The sequence below is a fragment of the Bradyrhizobium sp. ORS 285 genome (assembly GCF_900176205.1).
Lineage (GTDB): Bacteria > Pseudomonadota > Alphaproteobacteria > Rhizobiales > Xanthobacteraceae > Bradyrhizobium.
This window is the reverse complement of record NZ_LT859959.1, coordinates 2,412,084-2,428,846: the sequence shown is the minus strand read 5'-3', so window position 1 is coordinate 2,428,846 and position 16,763 is coordinate 2,412,084. Positions and strand designations below refer to the sequence as shown.

The 16,763-nt window shown below is 66.2% G+C and carries 14 protein-coding genes; 2 read left to right on the top strand and 12 right to left on the bottom strand.

Annotated elements, in window-relative coordinates; genetic code table 11:
• Positions 1 to 4: 4 nt before the first annotated feature.
• The 11 genes from BRAD285_RS10985 to BRAD285_RS10935 form a co-directional block, all read right to left on the bottom strand.
• A complete protein-coding gene (locus tag BRAD285_RS10985; RefSeq protein WP_006609955.1) occupies positions 5 to 1,483 on the bottom strand; it encodes an aldehyde dehydrogenase in 1,479 nt (492 codons plus the stop codon).
• Positions 1,484 to 1,497: 14 nt separating this feature from the next.
• A complete protein-coding gene (locus tag BRAD285_RS10980) occupies positions 1,498 to 2,640 on the bottom strand; it encodes a zinc-dependent alcohol dehydrogenase family protein (RefSeq protein WP_006609954.1) in 1,143 nt (380 codons plus the stop codon).
• A gap of 33 nt (positions 2,641 to 2,673) precedes the next feature.
• Positions 2,674 to 4,173 (bottom strand): sugar ABC transporter ATP-binding protein, encoded by a 1,500-nt coding sequence (locus BRAD285_RS10975; protein WP_006609953.1) that lies wholly within the window; start codon positions 4,171 to 4,173, stop codon positions 2,674 to 2,676.
• Positions 4,173 to 5,270 (bottom strand): strictosidine synthase, encoded by a 1,098-nt coding sequence (locus BRAD285_RS10970; RefSeq protein ID WP_006609952.1) that lies wholly within the window; start codon positions 5,268 to 5,270, stop codon positions 4,173 to 4,175. The genes BRAD285_RS10975 and BRAD285_RS10970 overlap by 1 nt, the downstream gene beginning before the upstream one ends.
• Entirely contained in the window at positions 5,267 to 7,387 is a 2,121-nt protein-coding gene (locus tag BRAD285_RS10965; RefSeq protein WP_006609951.1) for an SMP-30/gluconolactonase/LRE family protein, read from the bottom strand. The genes BRAD285_RS10970 and BRAD285_RS10965 overlap by 4 nt, the downstream gene beginning before the upstream one ends.
• 86 nt (positions 7,388 to 7,473) lie before the next feature.
• Positions 7,474 to 8,499 carry a sugar ABC transporter substrate-binding protein gene (locus BRAD285_RS10960; protein ID WP_006609950.1) on the bottom strand — a complete coding sequence of 342 codons (1,026 nt, stop codon included), beginning with the start codon at positions 8,497 to 8,499 and terminating at the stop codon, positions 7,474 to 7,476.
• 46 nt (positions 8,500 to 8,545) lie between these two features.
• Positions 8,546 to 9,526, bottom strand: a complete 981-nt coding sequence (locus BRAD285_RS10955; protein WP_006609949.1) for an ABC transporter permease — start codon at positions 9,524 to 9,526, stop codon at positions 8,546 to 8,548.
• A 246-nt stretch (positions 9,527 to 9,772) separates the two neighbouring features.
• Positions 9,773 to 10,756: a dicarboxylate transporter/tellurite-resistance protein TehA gene (tehA, locus tag BRAD285_RS10950; protein ID WP_006609948.1), complete on the bottom strand. Its 984-nt coding sequence runs from the start codon at positions 10,754 to 10,756 to the stop codon at positions 9,773 to 9,775.
• Positions 10,753 to 11,064 carry a hypothetical protein gene (locus BRAD285_RS10945; RefSeq protein WP_175345154.1) on the bottom strand — a complete coding sequence of 104 codons (312 nt, stop codon included), beginning with the start codon at positions 11,062 to 11,064 and terminating at the stop codon, positions 10,753 to 10,755. The genes tehA and BRAD285_RS10945 overlap by 4 nt, the downstream gene beginning before the upstream one ends.
• 48 nt (positions 11,065 to 11,112) lie before the next feature.
• Positions 11,113 to 11,517: a DUF302 domain-containing protein gene (locus tag BRAD285_RS10940; RefSeq protein WP_006609946.1), complete on the bottom strand. Its 405-nt coding sequence runs from the start codon at positions 11,515 to 11,517 to the stop codon at positions 11,113 to 11,115.
• Between the two features lie 151 nt (positions 11,518 to 11,668).
• Positions 11,669 to 12,463, bottom strand: coding sequence for an SDR family oxidoreductase (locus BRAD285_RS10935; protein ID WP_006609945.1), 795 nt, complete (start codon positions 12,461 to 12,463; stop codon positions 11,669 to 11,671).
• Positions 12,464 to 12,585: 122 nt separating this feature from the next.
• On the opposite strand from BRAD285_RS10935, the gene BRAD285_RS10930 reads away from it, so the two are divergent.
• Together BRAD285_RS10930 and BRAD285_RS10925 are read left to right on the top strand one after the other, a co-directional pair.
• Complete coding sequence (locus BRAD285_RS10930) at positions 12,586 to 13,554, top strand: GlxA family transcriptional regulator (RefSeq protein ID WP_006609944.1); 969 nt, start codon at positions 12,586 to 12,588, stop codon at positions 13,552 to 13,554.
• Between the two features lie 80 nt (positions 13,555 to 13,634).
• Positions 13,635 to 14,453: an alpha/beta fold hydrolase gene (locus tag BRAD285_RS10925; RefSeq protein ID WP_006609943.1), complete on the top strand. Its 819-nt coding sequence runs from the start codon at positions 13,635 to 13,637 to the stop codon at positions 14,451 to 14,453.
• Between the two features lie 60 nt (positions 14,454 to 14,513).
• Here the strand turns inward: BRAD285_RS10925 and BRAD285_RS10920 are convergent, their stop codons facing one another.
• Positions 14,514 to 16,751: a molybdopterin cofactor-binding domain-containing protein gene (locus BRAD285_RS10920; RefSeq protein WP_006609942.1), complete on the bottom strand. Its 2,238-nt coding sequence runs from the start codon at positions 16,749 to 16,751 to the stop codon at positions 14,514 to 14,516.
• Positions 16,752 to 16,763 lie beyond the last annotated feature (12 nt).

The window sequence follows — 16,763 nt, the reverse complement described above, 5'->3', positions numbered from 1 at the left end:
CGGGCTAACGCATCACGAACGGGTTCGGCACATCCTTGCCATAAGACATCCAGACACATTTCGTTTCCAGATATTCCATGATCGCCTCCTGCCCGCTCTCCCGGCCGATGCCGGAGGCCTTGAAGCCGCCGAACGGCGCCATGTAGCTGACGGCGCGATAGGTGTTGGTCCAGACCGTGCCGGCACGCAGCCGCTTGGCTGCGGTGAAGGCGCGGCGCTGGTCGTTGGTCCAGACGCCGGCGGCCAGGCCGTAGGCCGTGTCGTTGGCGATCGCAAAGGCCTCGTCGTCCTCGCGGAACTTGATGACCGAGAGCACCGGCCCGAACACCTCCTCCTGCGCAATCCGCATCGCGTTATGGACGCCCGCGAACACAGTCGGCTCGACGAACCAACCCTGGCCGCATTCCGGACGGTTGGCCGGCTTGCCGCCCATCACGCATTCGGCGCCCTCCTCGCGCGCCATCGCGATGCAGGACAGCACGCGTTGATATTGCGGCTGCGTCGTCACCGGACCGACCTGCGTGTCCATGTTCATCGGATCGCCCATGCGCGCGGTCTGCGCGAGCGCGACGAACTTCTCCAGGAACGCGTCGTGGATGCTCTCATGCACCAGGAGGCGCGAGCCGGCGATGCAGGTCTGGCCTGTCGCGGCAAAGATGCCGGACACCACACCCTTCACCGCGTTGTCGAGGTCGGCATCCGGGAACACCAGCTGCGCCGACTTGCCGCCGAGCTCGAGGGTGGTGCGCTTGAAGGTCTGCGCCGCGTTGCGCAGCACGTGGCGGCCGGAATTCTCGCCACCGGTGAAGGCGATCTTGTCGACGCCCTTGTGGCTCGTCAGCGGCTGGCCGACGTCGGCGCCGAAGCCGGTGACGACGTTGAGCACGCCCGCCGGAAAGCCCGCCTCCTCGACCAGCCGCATCAATTCGAGCGTCGAGGCCGAGGTGAACTCCGACGGCTTGATGACGATGGTGCAGCCGGCCGCGAGCGCCGGCGCCAGTTTCCACGTCGCGAGCAAGAGCGGCGAATTCCACGGCGTGATCGCCGCGACCACGCCGACCGGCTCATGGCGCGTGTAGGTGAACATGTCGGGCTTGTCGATCGGAACGACCGCGCCTTCGATCTTGTCAGCGAGCCCGCCGAAATAATGAAACCATTGCGGGATGTAGCCGACCTGGCCACGCATCTCCGCATAGAGCTTGCCGTTGTCCTGCACCTCGACGGCGGCGAGCTGATCGGCATCGCGCGCGATCAGATCACCGAACCGGCGCAGCAGCTGGCCGCGCTGCGACGGGTGCATGTTGGCCCACTCGCCCTGCTCCAGCGCACGGCGCGCCGCGCCCACGGCCAGGTCGACATCGCGAGCGTCGCATTTCGGGATCAGGGCCCACGGCTGAGCCAGATACGGATCGAAGCTTTCGAAATAGTCGCCGGACGCCGGCTGATGCCATTGGCCGTCGATGAAACATTGATAGCGCCGCATCGGCTCAATCCTGCTCATGTGAAAATCTCTCGGTTGAATTCCACGACCTGGCGGATCGCGCTGCCGTCGGCGAGGCGATCGAAGCCGGCGTTGATGTCGTCGAGCTTGATGCGATGGGTCAGCAGCTTGTCCACCGGCAGGCGGCCACGGTGATAAAGGCCGAGGAAGCGCGGGATGTCGCGCGACGGCACGCCGGAGCCGAGATAGCTGCCTTTCAAGGTCCGCTCCTCGGCGACCAAGGACACGGCCGGCAGCGACAGTACCGCCTTGGGGTTCGGCAGTCCGGCGGTCACCGTGGTGCCGCCGCGCCGGGTGATGGCGTAGCTCATCTCCAGCGCCTTCACGGAGCCGGCGAATTCCAGCGCGGCATCGACACCGCCCTTGGTCGCCTCCTTCACCTTCGCAACCAGATCGGGATCGGCGCCATGGAAGGTGTGGGTCGCGCCGAGCTCGCGCGCCAGCGCGAGCTTCGGCTCGAACATGTCGATCGCGATCACGCTCTCCGCGCCGATCGCGACTGCGCCCATCACTGCGGCGAGCCCGACGCCGCCGAGCCCGATGATCGCCGCCTTGCCGCCGGGCCCGACATCGCCGCCGTTGAAGACGGCGCCGGTGCCCGTCAGCACCGCGCAGCCTATCAGGGCTGCGATGTGCAGCGACACCTCCTTCTGCACCTTCACCAGCGAGCGGCGCGACATCGTGGCGTATTCGGCGAAGCACGACACGCCGCAATGATGATGCACCCTCTCCTCGGCGCGATGCAGCCGGAAGCCGCCGCTGAGCAGATCGCCCTTGCCGTTGTGCTCGGCGCCCGGCTCGCACAGCGCCGGCCGCCCTTGCGCACATGGCGCGCAATGGCCGCAGCTCGGCACGAACACGCAGACGACGTGATCGCCGCGCACGAGATCATCGACGCCGGCGCCGACCTCCTCGACCACGCCCGACGCCTCGTGACCCAGCACCATCGGCAGCGGGCGCGGACGGTCGCCATTGATCACCGAGAGATCGGAGTGGCACAGGCCGGCGGCGGCGATGCGCACCAGCACCTCACCGGGACCTGGACCGTCGAGCTCGACCTCCTGAATCCGGAGGGGACGCGACGATGCATAGGGTCCGGCGAGGCCCATGTCCTCGAGAACGGCGGCCCTGATCTTCATGATGTTATTCCCTTGAACTCTGCGGCCTGTCGCTCAGTGGACGGCCGCGTACATGATCTTCTCCTCGGTCGCCTCGTCGGCCGAGAACTCCTCGACGACACGGCCCTGGCGCGACACCAGGATGCGGTCGGCGAGGTTGAGGATTTCCGGCAGGTAGGACGAGATCACCACCACCGCGAGCCCGGCATCCGCCAGTTCGTTGATGACGTGGTGCAGCTCGGCGATGGCGCCGACGTCGACGCCGCGCGTCGGCTCGTCGAAGATGACGAGCTTCGGCTCCTGCACCAGCGAGCGCGCGATCACGACCTTCTGCTGATTGCCGCCGGACAGCTCGACCACGCGCGCGGCGTTGCTGATGGCGCGCACGTTGAGCCGCTTGGTCCAGGTCGCCGCCAGATCCATCATCTCGGCGTAGGAGATGACCACGCTCTTGTTGAGATCGGCGGCCACGAGATTGAGATAGATGTTCTCGGCGATCGACTTGGTCTCGAAGAAGCCCTCGATCTTGCGGTCCTCGGTGACGTAGACGATGCCGTCGCGCACCGCCTGGCGCGGCACGCGGTAGCGCACCGAGCGACCGTCCAGCTTGACCTCGCCGCCATGGAAGAAGTCGCGCTTCACCACGCCGGAGATGATCTTGGCGGTCTCCGTGCGCCCCGAGCCGATCAGGCCGAAGATGCCGGTGATCTGGCCGGCATAGACCGAGAACGAATTGTTGCGGACCATGCGGCCCATCGACAGGTTCTGGACGCTCAGCATCTTGCGGCCATAGGGCCGCGTGGCGTGCTCGTCACCCGCCTTGCCGTAGAGCTCGTCCGACAGGGTGCGGCCGACCATCGCGGTGATGATCTTGTCGCGGTCGAAGTTCTTCGCATCGTCGGTCACCACATGCTGGCCATCGCGCATGATGGTGATGCGGTCGGAGATCGACAGTGCCTCCTCCAGCGCGTGCGAGATGAAGATGATCGAGACGCCGTCGCGCTTCAGCCGCTTCACCAGTGCGAAGAAGTGATGCTTCTCCTCCGGGGTCAGTGTCGCGGTCGGCTCGTCGAAGATGATGACGCGCGCCTTGTGGTGGACGGCGCGCGCGATCTCGACCATCTGCTTCTGCGCCGCCCCGAGCTGCGACACATACATCGTCGGATCGACGCCGAAATTGAGCGATTGCAGGAACTGCTGGGCGGCGATGTAGATGCCGCGCAGCCGGTTCAGGAACTTCTCGTTGCCGAGATAGATGTTCTGCGCCACCGTGAGCGACGGCACCAGGCTGGTCTCCTGGAACACCATCGCGATGCCGTTGCGCAGCGCCTCGGCCGGCGTCTTGAACGAGACCTTCGCGCCATTGACGATCAGCTCGCCGCTGGTGACCTCGTAGACACCGGCCATGATCTTGGTCAGCGTCGACTTGCCGGCGCCGTTCTCGCCGAGCAGCGCGTGGACCTCGCCCGGCCGCAGATCGAACGAGATGTTGCGCAGCGCCGGAATGCCGTGGAATTCCTTGGTGACGTTCTTGAGTTCGACGACCGGCTGCATCACTTCCCCTCCCGGCCCACGCGATCGATCGCGATGATCTCGTCGCCGCCCTTGGCGGTCAGCCAGAGACGTCCATTCACATCCACCGCCGACGTGATGCCGTGGCGCTTGCCGCCGGCGCGGCTGTGCAGGCTCTGCAGCGGCACGAAATTGGCGTCGAGCTCGATGAGGAGTCCATAGGACAAGGTCGGCGCCCACGGCTTGAGAATGCCCATCTGCTTCAAGGCGCCTCCCTGCATCGGCTCGTGGAACGAGATGCCGCTGCGCAGCGCCGGCGCGATCCAATAGGCCGGCGGCACCTCGGCCAGCATCGCGCGGCGATAGTCGTCCTCGCGCAGCACGAACTCGATCAGCGGGCTGCGCGGCGCGAACACGGTGAGCCAATAGCCGCCGCGCGCGGAGGGCGCGATGCGGCCGGGATAGCCGGGCAGATCGTCGACCACGACAGCGAGCTCGCGGCCATCCTCCGCGCGGCGCACCAACCGGACATCCCAGGCCTCGCTGACGATCAGCGACTGATCGGCCGCGACCACGACGCCATTGGGATAGCCGAGCCCGGCGGCCAGCCGCTTGGCCTCCCGCTTCACGAGATCGAGCTTCCACACCTCACCGGCGCGGCGATGCTCCATCAGGTCGCGCTGCCAGGCATCAAGCCCGGTCTCGACCGAGCCGACGCAGACGACGAGGGTCGCCTCATCGACGAAACTCACCGCGGTGATGCAGGCCGTCGGCCAGCCGCTGCGCCGACCGGCATTGGTGACCGAGCCGTCACGCGCCAGGATCGAAACGCCCTTGCCGTCGCAGGCCACCGCGATCTGCCCCCGCGGTGAAACTGCCAGCGCCGAGATGGTCCCATCGAGCGTCGCGACGGCCTCCGCCTCGGCGCCGTCGGCTGCGCGAAACAGCCTGACACCGCTCGACCAGAACATCGCGCCATCGCACACGACCAGATTGTCCGGCGCGGCGCTCGCGATGCCGCGCGGCGCATCTTCCAGACGATTATTCGGCTTCAGCGCGCCATCCAGCGGCGGCACGGTCACCGCGGCGCGGCCGCGTCCGAGGAAACGCTCCAGCCAGCTTCCGACCAACGCGCTCATGCCCGCCCCCAATAGCTGCGCATGGCGCTCCAGTTCGGATCGGCGTGATCGAGCTTGATGCGGCCGATGCGGTTGTTGGTGATGCCGCCGAGATAGAGATAGCCGCGGTGCTCGCGCATCGAGGTGATCATCGGGTGGTTCTTGGCGCCCTGATCCCACAGCGACTCCAGCACCTCGCCCTTGTCGTTGAAGCGGATCACGCAGCCGATGTTGAGGTTGGGATAGAGCCACTGGTCGGGCGCGATGCGGCGCGCCATCCGGCGGCGGAAGCCGGGCATGCGCAGCGCGAGATCGAGCGCCGGCGAGCGCATGCCCATGATCGCGCACCAATAGGAGCCGTCGGAGGCGCGGTTGATGTTGTCGGGATAGCCGGGCAGCGCGTCGAGCACGCGCTCGACCTGCCCTGCCTTTGGACCGGAAATCCACAGACGGCTGACGCGGCAGGCCCAGCTCTCGGCGAACAACACCGACTGGCCGTCATGGGCGAGACAGACGCCGTTCGGGAAGATCAGGTTGCGCAGCGCCGTATGCGTCTTGCCGCTGTTCGGGTCGTAGCAGATGATGCGGCCATTGCCGCGGCTCTCCAGCGCATCGACCGGCCAATCGTGCATCTCGTAGCGGATCGTGGCTTCGCTGAAATAGATCCGGCCGTCGGGCGCAATGTCGAGATCGTCGGCGAGCCGCAGCCGGGAATCGTCGACGATGGAAAAGGTCGATCTGTTGGTCTCGTCGGTGACCTTGCTGACGTTGCGCGCGTGGTCGATCTTGTAGAGCCCCATGCCGCCGACACAGACATGCAGGTCGCCCGTGCGGTCGAACGCCATGCCGAGCGGCGAGCCGCCGATATGGGCATAGACCTCCCAATTCTTGTAGTCCGGGGGCGCGAAGCGGACGATGTCGCCATGGCGCGTGCCGCAATAGAGGTAGTCCTCGTCATCGAGGATGACGTCCTCCGGCGACTCCACCTCGCCGAGGCCGATGATCTCGACGGCACCGAGCCGGTCGTTGAGCGCGAACGCCCCGCCCGTCTCCGCCGAGGTCGAGCGTGGCGCCGGCAGCTCGACATAGGTCGGCGACACGTAGACCTTGGACAGCAGCTTGTCGCGGTTCTTGAGCCAGCGCACGTCGATGAACACGGCAAGCAGCAGGGTCAGGCCGAGCACCATCGGGCCGGAGCCGCTGTTGAGGCCGATGCGCAACACGCCGTTGGTCATGACGAGAACGATGACCGCGCCGATCAGCGCTTTCGCCACCGAGCCGCGGCCGCCACCGAGGCTGTTGCCGCCGAGCACGGCCGCGGTCAGTGCCGAGATCTCCAGGCCCATGCCGGTATCCGTGCCTGCCCCGCTCAGCCGCGCGGCATAGAGCACGCCGGCGAGGCCGCACAGCATGCCGGAAATCGTGTAGGCGGCGCAGACCATGCCGCGCACGGACAGGCCAATGTTATGCGCCGAGCGGCGCGAGCCGCCGATCGCCATCATGCGCCAGCCGGGACGGCTGCGCGTCAGCAGCACATGGCCGATCAGCGCGACGAACACCAGGACGATGAAGCTCGACGGCACCTCGGCGAAGCCGCCGAGCCCGATGACGTCCCAGACATCGGACTGGTAGAAGCTGACCGACATCGCCTGCGCGTATTTCAACAGCAGCATGTCGACGATGGCACGCACGATGATCAAGGTCACCAGCGTGGTGAGGAAAGCGCGCAGCCGCAGGAAGCCGATCAGATAGCCGTTGAGCAACCCGACGCCGCCGCAGACCAGCACCACCGCGGGGATCGCGAGCCCGACCGGCCAGCCGCCGAGGTTGAGCAGCGCAAGTGTCAGGAAATTGCCGAGCGCGAAATTCGAGCCGACGCTGAGGTCGATGCCACCGACGACGATGACGATCATCATCGCCATGCAGACGAGGCCGAACTCGCCGAGTTCACGCGCGCTGATCGCGAGATTGGCGCCCGTGAAGAAGTTCGGGATCAGCGATCCGAAGACAGCGATCACGCACAGCAGCACCAGGAACGGGATCGCGTTGTCGATCCACTTCTTCGAGAGCAGCTCGCCGATGACGTGGTCCGGGATGAAGCGATATCTCAGCTTCGTAAATGTACTGGTCGACGCCAAAGGAGCCTCTGCACGCAGTCGCTAAGGTCAAAATCAGAGAGAGCGCGTGGCCGCCCAATCAGGCGGCCACGCATGGATGACGTAGATCAGCGCAGCAGCTTGGCGTACTGCTCGGGATCCCAGCAGGTGCCGGCCTTGACGTCGGCCTTGGTCATGACGCGGGTCGGCGAATACAGCTGAAACTTGACCGTGCCGGCCTTCTGCTTGCCCTGCAGCACCGCGGAGATCGCGGTGAAGGCGTCGCGGCCCATGCCCGGCGCGTCATAGTTGATCGCGGCCGAGAAGGTGCCGTCGGCCAAGCGATCGCACATGCTCTGCGCGCCGCCGCCGGAGGTTACGAAGTAGACCTGGTCCTGCTTGCCGGCCTGCTTGATGGCAGCGCCGGTGCCGACGCCCTGGCCATCCCAGACGTCGATCACGCCGCACAGATCCGGATTCTGCTGCAGCACCGTCTCGGTGATGGCTCGCGCCTTGGAGGCGTCCCAGTCGGCCGCCTGGCTCGACACCACCTTGATCTCGGGATTGGCGTCGAACACCTTCTTGATGCCCTGCACCTGGTAGTAGCTGACGCCGCCGGTCAGCACGCCCTGCACGATCGACACCTTGTGCGAGGTCTCGGTGCCCTTGCCGCATTTGGCGACCACCATCTTGGCGGCCTGCTCGCCCATCGAAATGAAGTCGGGACCGACGAAAGCATCGGTCTGCACCGCGCCCTGCATGTTCATCTGGATCACGACGATACCGGCGGCATTGGCCTGCTTGAGCAGGCGCGCCAGCGACTGCAGGTCCGGGTTCTGCGTCACGATGACGTCCGGCTTCTCGGCGACCAGCGAGGTCAGGCCCTGCGCCATCGCGCCGGTGTTCCAGTTCGGGTCCTGCGACTTGAACTTCATGCCGTAGCGCTCGGCTTCGGTCTTGACGACGCCGCCCCAGGCCTGGGCCAGATCGAAGCCGATCGAGATCGGCAGATAGACGATCGACTTGCCCTTGAGCGCATCCAGCGCCGGCTGGCGATAGGGATCGTTCATGTCGTCGGCGCGAGCGCCGACGGCGGCTGCGGCAATGCTAGCGAATGCGGTGGCCGCAAGGGCCAGGCGATGCAGGGTCTTCAAGGTGGTCTCCTCCGATTTTGTTGATTGAGGCACGTTGGTTGGGGCTTCAGATGTCGCCCTGTTGTCCCGTCTGCTCGTCGCGGGGATTGACGATGCTGTCGACGACGATGGCGAGCAGCAGGATCAGGCTCTTGACGACGTTCTGAATCGTGTACTGCACGTCCATGATCGTCATGCCGTTCATCAGCACGCCGATCAGCAGCGCGCCGACGATCACGTTCCGGACATTGCCGCGGCCGCCGGACAGGCCGACGCCGCCGAGCACGACCACGAGGATGACGTCGTAGATCATGTTGGAATTGACGACGCGGGTGTTCATCGCCTCCGCCGAGGTCGCAGTCACGAGGCCGGCGACGAAGGCAATGCCGCCGGCGATGACATATTGCGCGACGAGAATCGGACGCACCGGCACGCCGCCGATCCGCGCGCTCGCGAGGTTGTCGCCGATCGCATAGATGAAGCGCCCCGGCTTGGTGTAGCGCAGGAACAGATAGGCGATCAGCGCCACGACGGCGGCAACCACGATCGGCATGGGAATGCCGAACAGCGCGCCGTGCCCGAGGCTCGCGACCGCGCCGATGTTGGGCGGCAAATAGACGACGTCGGTGCCGGTGATCAGATGGGCGCGACCGAAGCCGTAGACGAACGTCGCCATCGCCAGGGTCCCGAACAGCGACGGGATCTCGGCATAAGCGATCAGGATGCCCGTGACGAGGCTCATGCCGAGCGCGAGCAGCAATCCTACGCCCATCGCGCTGGCCATCGACATGCCGCTGGCGGCGAGCTGGAGACTCCACGCCACCGAGATCGCCATCGTTGCGACCAGCGACAGATCAATGCCGCGACCGAGCACGACGATCAGCATGCCGAGCCCGAGAATTCCGAGCACGGCAACGCTACGAACCAATGACAGCAGATTGCTTGGCGCCAGGAATTTCGGCAACGTCAGAGCGAAGACAATCAGCAGCAGCACCGTGAGCGCGAAGACGATGCGCTCCTGGTTGAAATAATGAGACCACGCGCGCATCCGCTGCCTTAAGCCCTTGTCGCTTCACCCCGGCTCGATCACGGCGGCAGATTGGATCTGCGCGCCTTCTGTCCGGCACGTCGAAGCCAAAGGCCCGCGTGCCGCGTTCGAGCGTATTTTGGAGCTTGAAGCTAAGTGAGGGCCTGCCGTGAGCGGAAATACGGATTTGAGCTAGCGGCTATAGCATCCGGTTATCAGCAGGTCGCGACGCAATAGCGAGATGACGCGAGCCCACGGCCGCTCGGTTCAAGCCTGCTGCGGAGCAGCGACAGGCGGCGCGAGAATCCGGCCTGAGACGAGAAGCCAGAGCGTGCGTAGCACCAGCGCCCCGATGACGAGATTCACGAACACGAACACGATCGGCGCCAGCGTCGCGGCAGGTCCATGGTCGCCGCGGATCACCATCTTCAGTAACGAACTGGCAAGCGCGGTCAGGCCGAACGAGAAGCCCCAATAGGATGCCGAGAGCCGATGCTCCAGGATCCATGGCAGCAGCCGGACGAGCAGCAGCAATTGCAGCATGCCATAGCCGATCAGCGCGCTGACCACCATGTCGGGCTGCCCCTCGGTCACGCTGAGATAGGCCAGCGCGCCGACGGTCGGCGGCGCCAACTGAATTCCCAGAGTCGGACGGATCGTGGCCGGCAACGCATCGGCCGTGTACAGCCGGTGCAGCAGGACCGACTCCACCGCCAGCCAGGAAAACAGTCCTGCACCGAAGGCGAGACGACCCCAATCAGCAAAGCCCAGCGCCGCTGCCCCGATCGCCGTGACGAAAGATCCTGCCACCGTCGGCAAGTACAGCACCGGCGTCGAGGCTGCAGGATCGCGGCCGCCGCGCCACAATTGACCGGTGCGCCATAGCGCGAAGCCGAGCGTGAAGACGAGACCGATGGCGTAGACGACAAGCGCGGCGGTCTGGTGATAGGGCTGTGCCGCGATCGCGACCAGCATGGTCGAGACACCGGCCAGTCCAATGAAGCAGCACTGGACCGGATGCAGTGCCTCCGACAGAGCCGCATCGGCGGAGAAGATCCACTTCGCCGCATAGAACAAGACAATGACGGCCCAGACGACAACGCCCACCGCCATCAGGACTTCCCCGATGTCGGCCGGCAATCCCCACAGCTGATGCGCCGCGCGCCAGCTGTTGCCGAGCCCGATGATGCCGAGCACGATGCCGAAGAAGGACGCCGGAATCAGCGGAAGCTTGACTATGCGCGCGGTCATCGATCACTCCGACGGGAAAATGCATTACGCTCCGATCCGGGCTCGTCGTCTGTCGTGTCCGCAACGAGCTTCGGCGGCTCGTCATAGCCGGCCCGGCTGCTATAAAACACCAAAACCATCAGCCCGACGCCGCAGACCATGGAGAACACCACGCCGATGGCGAGCGCAGCATAGCCCGACGACGGCACGTCAGTGCCTTCCGCGGACGACCATCCGAGAATGGCGACGACGATCACCGCCACCAGCATCAGCACCAGCGCGCCGACGAGCAGATAGGCCCCGACGCCCATCGTGCGCGCGCCCGACACCATCTCTCGCCACAACGACCTCCAGGGAATGACCGGCATCGCGCGGCTCTACTCTGCTGACGTCGCGGTGCCGGCGATCGCCTTGAGCGCGCCGCTCATGGCCTGCACCGCGCCCTCCGCACCCGCCGGCCCGCCATGTCGCTGCGCCAGCCAGGCCGGATCGTTGTAGGACAGCCAGGTCCGTCCCTCGGCATCCTGCCAGACCAGGATCTTCAGCGGCAGATCGATGCCGATGCTCTGCGCCGCCTGCATCAGCGGCGTTCCGCCCTTGGCGCTGCCGAAGATCAGCAGATCCGTGGGGCGCAGCGTCATCCCGACTTCGGCAGCGCCGGCCGCATGATCGATGTGGGCGAAGATCGTCATACCCTTCGCTCTGACCGCGTCCTGCAGCTTGCGCATCGTCGTGCCTGGATCGTTCTGGCTTGGCAGCGTGATCAGCCCCTGCGGGTTCATGGCGTTTGCTCCGATGGTTGTCGATAGTGTCAGGAAGACTAGCAAGACGAACGTCTGCGCGCTCGTCCGACTCCGGGCCGGAGCGCAGAGCCCGATGATGTCTTCACCGGATTGTCGGTTGGGCCCAGCGCATGGCTGAGCCCAACTCGCATCAGGAGCGATAACGCTCGGCAACCTCCGCGCTCGACAGATGCGGCAGCATGGCCTGCCGCGCGGCTTCCCAGGCGTCGAACTCCGCGCCGTCGGCGAGCGAGGGCACGGTGGCGAACTCACCGCGATCGAGCCCGCGCAGCGCGGCGTCGACCAGATCGGCAGGTGTCATCACCCACTCCTTTGGCAGGTTGCTCGCCGGCAGACCGGCGATGTCCCAGAACTCGGTGCCGGTCGCGCCGGGCAGCACGACCTGGACATGCACGCCGGTGCCGGCGAGCTCCTTTCGCAGCGACTGGCTGAAGGCGAGCACGAAGGATTTAGTGCCGCCATAGACGCCGTTCAAAACCTCCGGCCCGATCGCGACGATGGAGGCGATATTGATGATGGTGCCCTGCTTGCGCGCGACGAATTGCGGCACGGCCGCGTAGGTCAGCCGCAGCGGCGCCGTCACGTTGATCGCGACCATCTTCTCCATCTCATCGACGGAGGCGCTGGCCAGCGGCGCGGCGCTGCCGAAGCCCGCATTGTTGACGAGGTGGGTGATCGAGGCGTCGGCCGTCAAAACCGCCTCGACCTTGGCGAGATCGTCGCGCGCCGTGAGGTCGGCGACCAGCGTCTTCACCTTGACGCCGTGGCGCGTCGCCAGCTTGTCGGCGATCGCGTTCAGGCGATCCTGGTTGCGGGCGACCAGGATGAGATCATGGCCGCGCGCAGCGAACCGCTCGGCATAAACGGCGCCGATGCCCGAGGAGGCGCCGGTGATGAGGACGGTGCCTTTGGTCTGGCTGGTCATGGCAGGATTTCCCTTCTCGTGTCCGCCAGAGACGGAGCTTGTTGCGTTGCGAGAAGGTAGCGCTGGGCCTATATGTCTCAAACGACATATAAACGGCAAATCGAGACACGAAAGGTATCGCGTTGCGTCAGATCGGCTTCATCATGGAGGACGGCTTCCAGATCATGGGCGTTGCGGCCTCGACCGCGTTCGAATTCGCCAACATCCAGAAAGGCGAGCAGATCTATCGCGTGAACATCATGTCCGAGCATGGCGGCCCGATCCGCTCGACCTTGGGCGTGCGCATCGACACCCAGCCCTTGGGCGATTTTCCCGACACGCTCATGGTCGTCGGCGAATTGCTGCCGCGGCCGGCGAGTCCCGCGCTGCGCGCCTATATTACGGAGGCCGGTGAGAAGTGCCGCCGCGTCGCCGGGGTCTGCACCGGCGCGTTCCTGCTGGCCGAGGCCGGCCTGCTCGACGGCCGCAGCGCGACCACGCATTGGGCCCATGCGAGCGCGCTGCAGCAGCGTTTCCCCACGGTCCGCGTCGACGACGACCGCATCTTCGTGTCCGACGGCAACATCTGGACATCGGCCGGCATGACCGCGGCGATCGACCTCGCGCTGGCGCTGATCGAGGACGATCACGGCGCCGAGTTGTCGCGCGCCGTGGCGCGGCGCCTCGTCGTCTATCACCGCCGTCCCGGCGGACAGTCGCAATTCTCGGCGTTGCTGGAACTCGAGCCGCGCTCCGACCGCGTGCGCCGTGCGCTCACTTATGCCAAGGAAAACCTGCGCAACCCGCTGAGCGTCGAGGAGCTCGCCGAGGCCGCCAGCCTGAGCCCGCGCCAGTTCAGCCGCATCTTCCGCGAGGAGACCGGACAATCGCCGGCCAAGGCCGTCGAGCGTCTGCGGCTCGAGGCGGCCAAGGCCATGCTCGAGGATGGTCGCCATTCGATGGATCTCGTGGCTCGCGACACCGGCTTTGCCGATCGCGACCGCATGCGCCGCGCCTTCCTGCGCTTCTTCGGCCAGCCGCCGCAGAGTCTGCGCCGCAGCCTGCGGCTGATCGACGGCGAGCCTGGGGAAGCAGCAGGTGACGTGTCCTGAATCGACGCTTCTGCGTCGTTTGAGGCGTAGCTCGCCTCTCCTACGCTCTCGTCTCATCGGACGTACCGAGGAGAGAGATCATGAGCGACGACGTCACCATCCGTTGGCTGGCCACCTCACGCGGCAAGCTCGCCTGGCGCGAGGACGGCCCAGCCGCCGGCGTGCCGCTGCTGCTGTTGCAGCGCTTTCGCGGCACCATGGACGATTGGGACCCCGCCTTCATCGAGGCGATCGCGGCCGAGCGCCGTGTGATCCGCTTCGATAGCTCAGGGATCGGCCGCTCCGAGGGCGAGGTGCCGGACAGCATCGGCGGCATCGCGACCGTTGCGGCCGAACTGATGAGTCTGCTCGGCCTCGGCCAGGCGGACGTGCTCGGCTGGTCGCTCGGCGGCGTGGTCGCCCAGCAGCTCGCGCTCGACGCGCCGCATCTGGTGCGCCGGCTGATCGTTGCCGGATCGAGCCCCGGTCCGATCGCGGACGGACCACAGGCGCATCCGCGCGTCGCACAGGTGATGACCAAGCCGGAGAACGGACCGGACGATTTCCTGTTTCTGTTTTATCCTGAAACCGAAACGGCGGTGGCCGCCGGACGCGCGTCGCTGGCGCGCATCGCCACGCAGCCGCAGCTCGGGCCAAAGGTGACGGCGGCCTCGTTCATGGCCCAGGTCAAGGCGATCTCGACCTGGCCCGGCGTGCTGCATCGGGCGAAGGAGTTGCCCATGCCGATGCTGGTCGCGAATGGCGCGCACGACGTGATGCTGCCGGCCTACCGCTCCTACGTGCTGTCGCAGCAGGCGCCCGACGCCAAGCTCGTGCTGTATCCGGACGCCGGCCACGCCTTCCTGTTTCAGGAGATCGACGACTTCGCGGCCGAAGTGGACAGATTTCTCACGCGCTGATGACAAAGCATCCCGGCACGCTGTGCCGGGATGCAGACTTTTCTGAATGGCAGACTTGTATCAAACGCCGAGCTTCGCCTTCGCCAGCGGCAGGCTGCGCACGTGCCGGCCGGTCAGCGCAGCGACGGCATTGACCACCGCCGGCGCAATTCCCGGCAGGCCCGGCTCGCCGACGCCGCCCATGGGCGCGCCGCTCTCGATGATCTCGACCGTGACCTTCGGCATCGCGCTGCGCGACAGGATCGGATAGTCGTCGAAATTATGCGACTGCCGGACGCCGTCCTTGTAGACGAGCTCCTCGAACAGCGCCGCCGACAGGCCGAGCGCCGCCGCCGACTCCACCTGCGACTTGACGATCGCGGGATTGACGATGCTGCCGGGATCGAACGCGATCCAGAGATTGTGGACCTGCACCTCACTTTGCTTCAGCGAGACCTCGGCGATGGTCGCCGTCTCGGAGCCGAACGGCGAGGCCAGCGCCACGCCGCGCGCGCGCTTGCCGCCGTCGGCTTCATAAGGCCCACGCTTCCACCCGCCCGACATCTTCGCCACCGTCTCCAGCAGCTTCAGATGCCGCGGCCTGTCCTTCAGCAACGCAAGGCGCAGCTGATATGGATCCTGCTTGCCGGCATCGGCGATCTCGTCAAGAAAGCCTTCGTAGAAATAGTCGTTCATGGAGTGGCCGACCGAGCGCCAGAACGCGATGGTCACGGGGTGCGCGAACTTCGCATATTCCATGCTGCGATGGGGGATCGCATAGGGCTTCTCGACGATGCCCTCGACCGCGGAGCTGTCGACCTTGCCGCCGGCGGTGACACCGAACCAGCGGCCCATCGGCCCCTCGCCGACGGTGCGCACCTGGATCGCTGTGGGCTTGCCATCCTTGTCGAGCGCCGCCTTGAAGCGGCTGAAGCTCAAGGGGCGCAGCGCGTCCATCTTGAACTCCTCCTCGCGCGACCACAGCACCTTGACCGGACGCTGCGTCGCCTTCGCCAGCAGGATCGCCTGCTGGAACGGATTGGACGAGCCATAGGCGAAGTGGCGGCCGAAGAAGCCGCCGAGCATCGGCGAATGCAGGATCACCTTGTCCGGCGCGATGCCGGCGAGCTTGGCGGCGATGCCCTGGAACAGCTCCGGCATCTGGTTGGGCACCCACAATTCGAGCGAGCCGTCGGGATTGAGGCGCGCCATCGACGACGGCGGCTCCAGCTGGCCATGCGCGAGATAGGGCGCGTCGTACTCGGCTTCCACGATGGTGGCAGCGCCGGCAAAGGCCGTCGCAACATCGCCGTCCTTCTCCGCGGAGACGCCGCTCGCATCAGACGCTTTCAGCGCGGCGAGCAGGCCGGCCGAGGAGTAGTCCGCCGCGACCGCGTCGAAGCCGCTCGCCGGCGCCTTGGACCACGCGACGTCCAGCGCCTCGACCGCCTTGCGCGCGCGATACCAGCTATCGGCCGTGACCGCGACGGCGCCCGGCAGCCTGTGCACGGCGTCGACGCCCGGCATCGCCTTCACGGCCGCTTCGTTGCCGATGCGCTCCGGCTCGGTGCCGAGCACCGGCGCATGCTGGATGGCGGCATAAAGCATGCCATCGACCTTCTGATCGATCGCATAGACCGCCTTGCCGGTCGATTTGGCACGGACATCGAGCCGCGCCATCGGCTGGCGGATGTAGCGGAAGGTGGCGGGATCGCGCAGCGCCACGTTGTCGGCGGGCGTCAAAGCAAGCGCCTGCTCGGCGACCTCGCCATAGGACACGCGCCGGTTCGACGCGGCATGCACCACCTGACCATCCTCGGTCGTCAGCGTGTCCGGCTTGACGTTCAGCTTGGCCGCCGCAGCCCGGATCAGCATCTCGCGCGCGCTGGCGCCGAGCTTGCGCATCACCTCATAGCTCGATCGTGTCGAGAAGCTGCCACCGGTCAACCGCAGACCGTTGATGATCGCGTAGTCGGGACCGGGCGGCGCACACTCGACCTCGAAGCGGCTCGGATCGACGTCGAGCTCCTCGCCGACGATCTGGGCGAGACCGGTATTGATGCCCTGCCCGCCTTCGACGAAGGGGCTGAGCAGCTTGATCGTGTTGTCCTTGCCGATGACCAGGAATGCCGGCACGCGCGTGCCGGGCTTCACGGATCCAGCACTCTGCGCCTCCGCGCGCAACGCCGGCAGCAGCGTGCCAAGCACGAAGGCGCCCACACCGAGTCCGAGCAGGCGGCGGCGCGACAAATTGGTGACGCCCTGCGCCGAGATCAACGGCAGCGCGGCGGACAAATCGGTCTTGAGGAAAGCATTCATGACGAGGTCTCC

Coding starts and splice junctions, on each gene's coding strand:
- BRAD285_RS10985 (WP_006609955.1), bottom strand. CDS start 1,483: ATGCGGCGCTATCAATGTTTCATCGACGGCCAATGGCATCAGCCGGCG.
- BRAD285_RS10980 (WP_006609954.1), bottom strand. CDS start 2,640: ATGAAGATCAGGGCCGCCGTTCTCGAGGACATGGGCCTCGCCGGACCC.
- BRAD285_RS10975 (WP_006609953.1), bottom strand. CDS start 4,173: ATGCAGCCGGTCGTCGAACTCAAGAACGTCACCAAGGAATTCCACGGC.
- BRAD285_RS10970 (WP_006609952.1), bottom strand. CDS start 5,270: ATGAGCGCGTTGGTCGGAAGCTGGCTGGAGCGTTTCCTCGGACGCGGC.
- BRAD285_RS10955 (WP_006609949.1), bottom strand. CDS start 9,526: ATGCGCGCGTGGTCTCATTATTTCAACCAGGAGCGCATCGTCTTCGCG.
- tehA (WP_006609948.1), bottom strand. CDS start 10,756: ATGACCGCGCGCATAGTCAAGCTTCCGCTGATTCCGGCGTCCTTCTTC.
- BRAD285_RS10940 (WP_006609946.1), bottom strand. CDS start 11,517: ATGAACCCGCAGGGGCTGATCACGCTGCCAAGCCAGAACGATCCAGGC.
- BRAD285_RS10935 (WP_006609945.1), bottom strand. CDS start 12,463: ATGACCAGCCAGACCAAAGGCACCGTCCTCATCACCGGCGCCTCCTCG.
- BRAD285_RS10925 (WP_006609943.1), top strand. CDS start 13,635: ATGAGCGACGACGTCACCATCCGTTGGCTGGCCACCTCACGCGGCAAG.
- BRAD285_RS10920 (WP_006609942.1), bottom strand. CDS start 16,751: ATGAATGCTTTCCTCAAGACCGATTTGTCCGCCGCGCTGCCGTTGATC.